Annotated in this window: 10 protein-coding genes; 5 read left to right on the top strand and 5 right to left on the bottom strand. The window is 48.5% G+C overall.

What is annotated here, in order from left to right:
* Positions 1-98: 98 nt before the first annotated feature.
* Positions 99-1,406 carry a tyrosine--tRNA ligase gene (tyrS, locus tag AC1RJL_RS19735; protein ID WP_492917244.1) on the bottom strand — a complete coding sequence of 436 codons (1,308 nt, stop codon included), beginning with the start codon at positions 1,404-1,406 and terminating at the stop codon, positions 99-101.
* A 201-nt stretch (positions 1,407-1,607) separates the two neighbouring features.
* Here tyrS and AC1RJL_RS19730 point away from each other — a divergent pair, with 201 nt between their 5' ends.
* Together AC1RJL_RS19730 and AC1RJL_RS19725 are read left to right on the top strand one after the other, a co-directional pair.
* On the top strand, positions 1,608-3,026 hold the full coding sequence (locus AC1RJL_RS19730) for an OapA family protein (protein ID WP_492917242.1): 1,419 nt from the start codon (positions 1,608-1,610) through the stop codon (positions 3,024-3,026).
* Positions 3,027-3,038: 12 nt separating this feature from the next.
* Positions 3,039-4,154, top strand: coding sequence for an anhydro-N-acetylmuramic acid kinase (locus AC1RJL_RS19725; RefSeq protein ID WP_492917240.1), 1,116 nt, complete (start codon positions 3,039-3,041; stop codon positions 4,152-4,154).
* A gap of 22 nt (positions 4,155-4,176) precedes the next feature.
* On the opposite strand, the gene erpA is transcribed toward AC1RJL_RS19725, so the two are convergent.
* The 4 genes from erpA to argC all read right to left on the bottom strand — a co-directional run bounded on the left by erpA (position 4,177) and on the right by argC (position 6,915).
* Positions 4,177-4,530 carry an iron-sulfur cluster insertion protein ErpA gene (gene erpA, locus AC1RJL_RS19720; RefSeq protein ID WP_492917238.1) on the bottom strand — a complete coding sequence of 118 codons (354 nt, stop codon included), beginning with the start codon at positions 4,528-4,530 and terminating at the stop codon, positions 4,177-4,179.
* 75 nt (positions 4,531-4,605) lie between these two features.
* Complete coding sequence (locus AC1RJL_RS19715) at positions 4,606-4,986, bottom strand: bactofilin family protein (RefSeq protein WP_492917236.1); 381 nt, start codon at positions 4,984-4,986, stop codon at positions 4,606-4,608.
* Positions 4,987-5,011: 25 nt separating this feature from the next.
* Positions 5,012-5,695, bottom strand: a complete 684-nt coding sequence (locus AC1RJL_RS19710) for a DUF6776 family protein (protein ID WP_492917234.1) — start codon at positions 5,693-5,695, stop codon at positions 5,012-5,014.
* A 173-nt stretch (positions 5,696-5,868) separates the two neighbouring features.
* A complete protein-coding gene (gene argC, locus AC1RJL_RS19705) occupies positions 5,869-6,915 on the bottom strand; it encodes an N-acetyl-gamma-glutamyl-phosphate reductase (RefSeq protein ID WP_492917232.1) in 1,047 nt (348 codons plus the stop codon).
* A gap of 282 nt (positions 6,916-7,197) precedes the next feature.
* Here argC and hemJ point away from each other — a divergent pair, with 282 nt between their 5' ends.
* The 3 genes from hemJ (at position 7,198) to hemL (ending at position 9,636) form a co-directional block, all read left to right on the top strand.
* Complete coding sequence (hemJ, locus tag AC1RJL_RS19700) at positions 7,198-7,626, top strand: protoporphyrinogen oxidase HemJ (protein WP_492917230.1); 429 nt, start codon at positions 7,198-7,200, stop codon at positions 7,624-7,626.
* Positions 7,623-8,234, top strand: coding sequence for a thiamine phosphate synthase (gene thiE, locus AC1RJL_RS19695; protein ID WP_492917228.1), 612 nt, complete (start codon positions 7,623-7,625; stop codon positions 8,232-8,234). The genes hemJ and thiE overlap by 4 nt, the downstream gene beginning before the upstream one ends.
* Before the next feature lie 118 nt (positions 8,235-8,352).
* Positions 8,353-9,636: a glutamate-1-semialdehyde 2,1-aminomutase gene (hemL, locus tag AC1RJL_RS19690; RefSeq protein ID WP_492917226.1), complete on the top strand. Its 1,284-nt coding sequence runs from the start codon at positions 8,353-8,355 to the stop codon at positions 9,634-9,636.
* Positions 9,637-9,692: the final 56 nt, after the last annotated feature.

Raw genomic sequence — 9,692 nt, 5'->3', positions numbered from 1 at the left:
CGCACTATACGAATCCAGCCGCACCCGTGCAAGCCTTTTTTAGGATTGGGGCGTTTTAATTTTGGAGGCGATTAATTGGCAATCAATAGCAACAAAAATCACACAACATCAAACAGGTGATATTTCTTTTTTCCCACTTTGACAAGATAAAAGCGACCAAAAAATGCATTAGCTTCCGCAAAACAATTTGCAGCCTGCATATTGTCATTAATAGATTTAGCAGCCCCATTAATGAATACAGCATTTCTTGCCAGGGCATCTTTAATTTGTTTCCCAGACGCAGCCAATTCCGCATCCGCCAATAACTGGGTAAGCGGGGCATCGACGATCTCAGTGCGAACCAGTTTCGATGATGGCAAGCCATCTTGCTGTAATTGCAAAAAGTCAGCCTCACTTAACCCGGACAATTCATCACTAAACAATGCTTGCGTGATTCGCTGGGCAGCCGAAAGCCCGGCATCCCCATGAACAAGTCTGGTAACCTCCTCCGCCAGAATTCGCTGAGCCTCCGGCTTGCCTTGACGTGCAGCATCGCCCGCTTCTATAACAGCAATTTGCGCAACCGTTAAAAAGGTGAAGTAGCGCAGAAACTTGTAAGCATCGGCATCTGCAGTATTGAGCCAAAATTGATAGAAAGCATAGGGAGATGTCTTTGTCGCATCCAGCCAGACGGTTCCGGATTCTGTTTTCCCGAATTTTGTGCCGTCCGATTTGGTGACCAACGGCATCGTCAAACCAAACACCTGGACGCCATACATACGGCGCGACAGGTCAATACCACCTGTGATATTACCCCATTGGTCGCTACCACCAATTTGCAAGGTGCAATTTTTGCGCGCGTAAAGCTCGGAAAAGTCATAGGATTGCAGCAACATGTAAGTGAACTCTGTAAAGGAGATCCCTTCACCTTCACGCTCAATACGCTGCTTTACCGACTCCTTATTGATCATGTTGTTAACGGAGAAGTGCTTACCCACATCGCGCAGGAAACTCAGCACGTCAACCTTCCCCACCCAATCAAGGTTATTCACAACTTCGGCGGATTGGGAACCGCAATCAAAATCGATAAATTGGCTGACTTGCTTCTTTAATTTATCAACCCAATCAGCAACTATGTCAGTTGTATTAAGTTTGCGCTCCTGCGCCTTGAAACTTGGATCCCCAATCAAACCCGTAGCACCACCCACCAAGGCAATGGGCTTATGACCAGCGAGCTGGAAACGCTTGAGCATTAATAAGGGAACCAAACTACCTATATGCAGGCTATCCGCAGTCGGATCAAAGCCACAATAAAGCGTACGACTTCCCGAATTAAGATGCTCTGCAATTGCATCGCCCCCTGTCATTTGGGCAATTAGCCCACGATCTTGCAATTCCTGCAGGAAATTAGTGTCAATAGCTGTCATAACGCACCAACCAAGCGTGAAAAAAAGTGTTTCGATTAGGAACAAAAAGGTCGCAAAGATACCTTATCTTGCTTCAATTACAAGACAAAACCTGGGGCTTGTTTCAGCCAGATGAAATTTTGGGGTGTTAAGGGTGTTTTTTTCTGCTATAAATGCTTTTTGTTGGATCACTTGTCTATAAAAGAATTGCGACTTTTTCTCATGCATCAAATTAAAACCTATTACAAGATTGCTCGATCGACCTTGCTTCAATACGTGCCACGCGGGCATCTCGCGGCGGCAGCGACGCTGTCTATTGGATTAGTAGTAGTGTTAGGAAGTGAACATCAAACCGATTCTGTAATTGCCAGTATTCCCAGCCAGAACATTCCCGGCTTAGAAATTCAGGGTATTGATACACAGGCAACCCCTATCGCAGTTCCCGCAGTAGAAAATATTATCCAGGCAATTGCCGCAACACCAAACCTGGAAAAACCTCGGCAGGCCCCACAAGAACTAACTCCGCAATGGAAAGAGTTCACTGTACAAAATGGCGACAATTTATCGATTTTATTTAAACGTGCCGGCCTGAACGACCGCACTATTTATGAATTATTCAGCGATGCCAAGGATGCCAAAAACCTGCGCAACATCCGCCCCGGTCAAAAGATGGAGTTTTTGGTAGAGAATGGCCAGTTGCAGGGTTTGAATTACATTGTCGACGACCTGAACAGCCTAAAGTTTACCCGTGGAGCAAAAGGCTTCACCAGCAAAGAAACTGCACTTAAACCTGATGTTAAATATGCGTTCCGTCAGGCTTCAATTGATAGCTCACTCTACATGGCAGGAAAGCGTGCAGGAATGCCCAGCACGCTGACGATGGAATTAGCAAACATTTTCGGCTGGGATATCGACTTTGCACTCGACATCCAAAAAGGTGATAGCTTCAAAGTGATGTATGAAGAGCAGCACCTCAATGGGAAGAAAATCGGCACCGGTAAAATCATGGCGGCCGAATTCACCAACGCTGGCAAAATCTTTAAAGCGGTTCGCTATACCGATAAAGATGGCTCCAGCAATTACTACACACCTGATGGTCGCGGCATGCATAAAGCGTTCTTGCGCACCCCTATCGAATTTGCCCGTATCAGCTCACACTTCAGTTTGAACCGTAAACATCCTGTACTCCATATCATTCGCGCGCATAAAGGTACCGATTATGCTGCGGTGCGTGGTACACCAATTCGTGCAACCGGTAATGGCAAAGTTGCTTTTGCCGGGCGCAAAGGTGGTTATGGAAACTGCATTGTAATTCAGCATGGCCAAGGCATTGAAACCCTTTACGGTCATATGAATGGATTTGCCAAAGGTATGAAGGTGGGTTCGCGTATTACGCAGGGTGATGTTATCGGCTACGTTGGTTCGACCGGTTTAGCGTCTGGCCCTCACTTGCATTACGAATTCCATGTTAATGGACAAGTACGCAATCCAGTGACAGTGCCGCTACCAAAATCTATCGGTATCGAGAAAACCGAGCTGGCGCGCTTCAACGAAACTACTCGCCCATTGATTGCACAGTTAGATCAATACAAGTCTTCCAGCCGTCTAGCTGTAGTTAAAAACGGCAGCACCAACAATTAATCAGTTTCTCTCATGCATAAACGCCAGCTCTACATTGGCTTGATGTCTGGCACCAGCGCTGACGCAATCGACGCAGCGCTGATTGATTTGACTTTATCCCCCAGACTTATTGCTCAACATTCACTCCCTCTTCCACTAAAAATCCGCCAACAAATCCACGCCCTATCCCTTCCTGATGATAATGAAATAGACCGGATGGGAGTGTTGGATAATGAGTTAGGGTGTCTGTTTGCACAAGTGAGTTTGGAGTTGATCGACAAGTCCGGATTTGAAGCTTCGCACATCATTGCCATCGGCAGTCATGGGCAAACCATTCGCCATCGCCCGCCAGGATCACCCCAAGGTACTTTTACCCTGCAAATTGGCGACCCCAATCTTATTGCCGAATTGACCGGAATCACTACTGTCGCTGATTTTCGCCGTCGCGATATGGCAGCTGGTGGCCAAGGCGCGCCCCTGGTACCGGCTTTTCATCGCGCCATTTTTTATGTGCAAGATCAAGATAGAGTCGTTGTGAATATTGGTGGTATGGCCAATATTACCTGGCTATCGGGACAAGGAGAGGTACTGGGTTTTGATACTGGTCCCGGCAATGTATTAATGGATGGATGGATAAACACTCACTCCGGGGCCCCCTATGATAAAGATGGCGCATGGGCTGCAGCCGGCACGGTGAATCAGGAGTTGTTAGCGAGCCTGCTGCAAGAGAATTACTTTAGTTTGCCCGCCCCGAAAAGCACGGGAAGAGAGAGCTTTAACCGCATTTGGCTCGATAAAAACATCGCTATGCTCACATCAACCCCCGCCCCTGTCGACGTACAGGCAACCTTGCTCGAGCTGACCGCGATCTCCATTGCAGGCAGTATTTGCAAGCTTGGTGATGCAGCGAAGGAAATCTATGTTTGCGGCGGCGGCGCATACAATCCAGTGCTTATGCAGCGATTACAGCATCTTTTGCGCGAGGATAAAGTAGCAAGTACGGCAGCATTAGGCATAGATCCGCAATGGATAGAAGCCATGGCGTTTGCGTGGTTAGCACAACAAACTATTAACCAGCGGCCTGGAAATGTGCGCGAGGTGACAGGAGCAAATCGGGAAGTTATTCTGGGCGGCGTTTACTACGCCTGACGCTTCCCGCAGAAGAAAAAGATCAGACAGTAAAAGATGATCCACAACCACATGTGCTGGAAGCATTGGGATTTTGGATCACAAACTTGGAACCTTGCAGCCCCTCTTCGTAATTCACCACAGCGCCAACCAGATAGGGATAGCTCATCGCATCCACTACCACTTTGACACCATCGCGCTCAACAATTGAATCGTCATCAGCAGTGGCCTCATCAAAAGTAAAGCCATATTGGAAGCCCGAACAACCGCCGCCGGTTACATAAACCCGCAATTTAAGATCAGGATTATCCTCTTCCTCAATCAGGCTTCTAACCTTGGCGACGGCACTGTCCGTGACAGTAACAACCTGGGGAATGTAGATTTCAGCGGTAGACATAAATACTCCGGATAACAGCAGACCCCGTCGGGGGCGATAGATATTATCCCTTTACCCTAGTAAAACAGTCAACTATTAACCCTTGGCGATCGCAATATCCAACACATTCGCCGATTCTTTCTGTTTGTTGACCATATTGCCGTTCACTTGCGCACCTTTGACCATCTCAATTGAATGGTAGTGAATCGTGCCGGTAACATTGCCTTTGGCAGCCAACTCAAGATGCTTGCTGGAATAGATATTTCCAATCACTTTGCCATTTACCACCACTACAGGCGACCTGACTTCACCCTCTACCACACCAGTCTCGGCGATCACTAACTTCGCGTCTTTTTCATCTTCAGCAATGATATTGCCGGTCACCTTACCCTCCAACTGTAATTCGCCAGTGAAGTGAAGGTCACCGACCACTTTGGTCGCACGGGAAATCAGGGTATGGTTATTGGAAAATGCCATCAGGAACTCCTCAACAAACTGCTATTTAATTATCTGGCCACTCAATTTCTGTTTTTACGGTTACCGGATTGCGACGGGCACTGGACTTCACTTCCAGCTCAATCCTTACTGGGACAAAGCCTTCCGGCAACACAATTTCAGCATCGATATTCTGGAAAAATTTAAAGCTGAGCGGAATATTTTCGGTCAAAGGCTCAATCCCTACCTTGCTTACCGCCAGTTCATGCAGCGATATTTTTGTCTCGCTACCCTCTTTTTGGCCAACAACCAACGCGCGTAACTGGCCGACGAAATCTTCATCGTCCTCCGCCAGTTTCTGCACCGCCAATTTAAATTGTTGTTTGTTATCCGTTAGAGGCGTGACTGAAAAAATACCAAAACTGATCCCCTTGGGATTGCTACTGGTCTTGGAAGTCATAAGGCGATAAACCTCCAGATCGCGCTGCAAGCCTGCCTTTTCGTCGCGCAGCAGCAATTCCCGCTTACGCATTTCCTCACCCGCTTGACGATCTACTTCGGCATTCAACTGATACTTCGCCAATTCGCGCTTCGATTCTTCGACATCCTGCTGCAGCTTGCCAAGTTGCGCGCGCAACGCCTGCGCTTCCGATAGCGATAAACGCTCGCTGCCGGCTTTATGTTGAGCATAGAAATAAGTAGCGACGATTGCGGCAATCACCAGCGCTATCAGCGTGGCAATAACTAGCATGTCCCGCATCGGCCGATGGGGAACTACTTTCATAAGGTAGACGGGAGAACCTTTAACTTTGGCCTTGGCGGAATTCATAGTTATCAATTTTATTATTCACGGGATGGCATTAGACCATCCCGCGTAGTTGAGATCAGGTTGATGGGGCAAAGGAGCAAACATATAAACCGTATTTACGGCATTAAAGCCACAACATCCAACCCGGCTTTTTCATCAAACCCGAACATAATGTTCATGTTTTGGATCGCTTGGCCAGAAGCACCCTTAGTAAGGTTATCGATTACCGACAACACCACCACAGTATCGCGCTGTTGCGGACGCAAAACCGAGATGCGGCAGACGTTTGAACCTTTCACACTTCTCGTTTGTGGCAATTCGCCTGCGGGCAATACATCCACAAAGGGTTCATTGGCATAACGCTGTTCATACAGCGCCTGCAGGTCCGGCACCCTGCTCGCATCCAACAGGGTTGCGTAGAGGGTCGCGTGTATGCCGCGGATAATCGGCAGCAGATGCGGTACAAATGTGAGCGCTACTGGTGCTACGCCAGCAGGTTGAACATCGCGCAAGCCCTGTTCGATTTCCGGCAAATGACGATGGCCAGCAGCGCCGTAAGCTTTAAAACTATCGCTGATTTCCATCAACAGGTTGTCGATTTTAGCTTGGCGCCCAGCACCGCTGGCACCGCTGGCGGCGTTGGCGATAAGACGGGTTGGATCGACCAGATTGTTTTCAATCAACGGCAAGTAACCCAATTGGGTCGCCGTTGGATAACAGCCCGGACACGCCACCAACTTCGCGGTGCGAATTGCCGCGCGGTTAACTTCAGGCAAGCCGTAGACAGCCTGCGCAACCAACCCGGGCGCGCCATGAGTTTGGTTGTACCACTTCTCCCACAGCGGGACATCGCGAATACGGAAGTCAGCGGACAAATCGATAATACGCGCTTTGGTGTTCATCAATGCGCCCATCATATTCTGCGCTACACCGTGCGGCGTAGCGAAAAAGATCACATCACACTGCCCCAGCACCGCCACATCAGGTTCAGTGAAAACCAGATCAATATGGCCGCGCAGGCTCGGATACATATCGGCCACTTTGGTGCCCGCCTCGGCACGCGAGGTAATCACAGTCACTTCTACCTGTGGATGTTTGGCCAATAAGCGGAGTAATTCAACGCCCGTATAACCAGTCCCGCCAACAATGGCTGCTTTAATCACCTCAACCTCCTCGACTCTCGTTCAATGTCATCGCTGATATTTAATGCCGGCAAAAAATAAAGACGGCTATCATAAGAGCCTTATCCATAAATCGAAAGCAAAAGCTGCCCACGGATGAGGAAAACACGTACTGGCACCCACAGTTCTCTCTTCCATTGGACCGGAGAGCACCCGGCAACCGCAGGCAGCCGAGCTTTGGCGAGAATCATTTAAGGATTCCACGCAGCCACTGGGTATAATTAGCATCAATGCACACTACTTTTTGTTCGGCTGGAAAAACCTATGCTCTGGATAAAAGCCTTCCATATTATTTCGGTCATCTCATGGATGGCGGCGCTATTTTATTTGCCGCGCCTGTTCGTGTACCACAGCATGAGCGGAGATGAGATAAGCCGTGAGCGCTTTAAAATTATGGAGCGCAAGCTGCTGCGCGGTATTGCCAATCCGGCGATGGTGGCGACTTTTACATTTGGTATTTGGATGAGTTGGCTCGGTTGGGATTATTACTCCACCCAAACCTGGTACTGGTGCAAGATCGTTTTGGTAGTATTGCTCACCGGTTATCACCACGCGTGTATCGCCTACGTCAAACAATTTCGCGATGACCGCTGCACCAAAAGCCATACATTTTTTCGTGTGTTTAACGAGCTGCCGGTGTTTCTACTTATCGGCATAGTCATTCTTGTCGTGGTAAAGCCCTTTGTAAAATGATGAACAAACTCTACGCGATTACCGATTCACAACTCACACCAGACGATACGCTGTTTACCAGTGTTGCAGCCGCGCTTAAAGGCGGTTGCAAGTTGGTGCAGTATCGGGATAAATCTTCCGACACCGAACGCCGCCAGCATGAGGCAAAAACCCTGCTTGGCCTGTGCAACCAATATCAAGCGCAGCTCATCATTAATGATGACGTTTCGCTCGCGAAAAATGTAGGTGCCCATGGAATTCATCTCGGACAGGACGATGTCAGCCCGGTTGCTGCGCGCATTATTCTTGGCAACAACGCTATCATTGGTGTCACCTGCCATAACTCAATTGAACTCGCACGCAAAGCGATAAAAGACAGTGCCAACTACATTGCCTTCGGCCGTTTTTTTCCATCGAGCACCAAACCTGATGCCCCTCCTGCACCAATCGCCTTAATCAGTGAAGCGCGCGCGCAATTTAGCAACACGCCCATTGCTGTTATCGGCGGAATTACTTTGGATAACGGTAAACAATTATTGGATGCAGGTGCCGATTCACTTGCGGTGTGTCACAGTTTATTTTCTGCAGATGACATTACCGCACAAGCTAGAAAATTTATTGAATTGTAGGTTGGTGTGGACTGCGTAGGGTGAGAAACAAACGCCAACACAGGATCCGAGTGGTTATGTTGGGGGTTCGTTCCTCACCGCCAACCTACGAAATTATTTTTAACAGTCAGGATTAATTATGAGCCGCTCCGAAGAATTATTTTTACAAGCCCAAAAGACCATCCCCGGTGGAGTGAACTCACCCGTACGTGCTTTTAAAGCCGTTGGCGGCACACCGGTATTTTTCGAAAAAGCGCTCGGTGCCTACGTGTGGGATGCCGATGGCAAACGCTATATCGACTACGTACAAAGCTGGGGGCCAATGGTGCTCGGCCATGCGCATCCTGAAGTCATTGATACTGTTATCGAAACTGCAAAATTTGGCTTGAGTTTTGGCGCTCCCACCGAACGTGAAACCACACTCGCCGAGAAACTGTGTAACCTTATTCCCAATATGGATATGGTGCGATTTGTCAGCTCGGGCACTGAAGCAACCATGAGTGCAATTCGTTTAGCGCGCGCCTTCACCAAACGCGACAAAATTATAAAATTCGAAGGCTGCTACCACGGTCACTCGGATTCATTGCTGATCAAAGCCGGCTCAGGTGCGCTTACTCTCGGTGTGCCCAGTTCACCGGGCGTTCCCGCAGTACTCGCTGACCATACACTCACGCTTGATTACAACAACGCCGAACAAGTGCGCGAATGTTTTGCCAAACTTGGCGATCAAATTGCCTGCATTATTGTTGAGCCCGTTGTCGGCAATATGAATTGTGTTCCACCTGTACCAGGATTTTTGGAATGCTTGCGCGAAGTCTGCGATCAATATGGCAGCCTGTTGATATTCGATGAAGTCATGACCGGCTTCCGTGTTTCACACAAAGGTGCGCAAGGTCACTACGGAGTCAATGCCGACATCATTACCCTCGGGAAAGTTATCGGTGGTGGCATGCCAGTAGGCGCTTTCGGTGGTCGTCGCGACATCATGCAAATGATTGCTCCATCAGGCCCGGTTTATCAGGCAGGTACTCTCTCCGGTAATCCGGTGGCTATGGCGGCGGGTTTAAAAACGCTTGAGCTGCTGGAGCAAGATGGTTTTTACGAAAACCTGTGTGCACGCACAAGCGAATTGGTAGAAGGCCTGCAAAAATCAGCAGATGAAGCGGGCATACCCTTTACCACCAATCACATCGGCAGTATGTTCGGTTTCTTTTTTACCAGCGAGAAAAAAATAACCAATTTCAAGCAAGTCATGGCATGCGACATCCCACGCTTCAATAAGTTTTTCCACGGCATGCTGGAGCGTGGGGTTTATCTGGCGCCCGCCTCTTATGAGGCAGGGTTTATGTCGGGTGCGCACACAGAAGAAGATATCAGCAATACATTGAAGATTGCGGCGGAAGTTTTTGCGCTTTTAAAATAATCCACAATTAAAAAACCATAAAAAACCGGAGCAATTTAATATTGTTCCGGCTTTTT

It is taken from the genome of Cellvibrio sp. GW822-FHT04B05 (assembly GCF_058800985.1).
This window is presented reverse-complemented; position numbering and strand designations above follow the sequence as displayed.